The following is a 760-nucleotide window of genomic DNA, read 5'->3' as shown; positions in this document are numbered from 1 at the left end:
AAGTTATTGCTAATTTCTATCTTAGTACACGTTGTTCCTAACATATTAATGAAAGTTTTCAAAAATACTCATCTCGGTCATTATGTTTTAACAAGCCTATTCGTAGCAGGTATTGAATTGGCTTGTAAAGGTAAAACTTTAAACAAAACTTTTGAAATCTTCTTCACTTACTTTATCGGTCCTGAGAGTTTAGTAGAGTTAAAGTTGGGCTATAAAGTGGGAGAAAAGATGTATGGTATGAATGAACAACAGAAAAAAATATTTATTAAATCTTTGAAAGAAACTGTTACTAATTACTTAAATGGGTTAGACAATGTATCAAAAGGGGTTGCTTTCAAAACCCCTTTTGTAAACACTTTATTATATTACTTTAACAACGATTATAGTAAATCTATTGTGAATTTAATCGTTGTCATGAGACAAGTAAGTAATTTTTATGCATACTTAGTAAATTTATTAGTTTTAGTAGTTTTAGTCATTATCGAACCACATGTTGTAGTTCAAGTGTTAGTATGTTTTATTCGCAAGCAAATGTTAAAATTTGAGTTTGCGAAAAACATGCTAAAGAAAAATTTTGAAAAAGGTGTAAACGGTGTTAAAATCTCTAAATCGTTTGAATTTACTGTAGACATGTTAGTATCTCCTTCTGTTTTAGACACATACAGACTAGGTTCTTTCATCTCAGAGAAAGGAGTGTGATAAAATATATGGAAAATAAAAAGATTGATCTGTTAGTTGCTAAAATTGCAGGACAACAAGC

1 protein-coding gene is annotated in these 760 nt (G+C 29.2%); it reads left to right on the top strand.

Annotation, left to right across the window (positions count from 1 at the left end):
• Positions 1-699, top strand: a 699-nt coding sequence (locus ETC00_RS19400) for a hypothetical protein (protein WP_171567693.1), incomplete at its 5' end; no start/stop codon positions are given.
• Between the last annotated feature and the right edge of the window lie 61 nt (positions 700-760).

Origin of the sequence: Brevibacillus sp. MCWH (genome assembly GCF_013096935.1) — a bacterium.
GTDB lineage: Bacteria > Bacillota > Bacilli > Brevibacillales > Brevibacillaceae > Brevibacillus > Brevibacillus aydinogluensis.
This window is presented reverse-complemented; position numbering and strand designations above follow the sequence as displayed.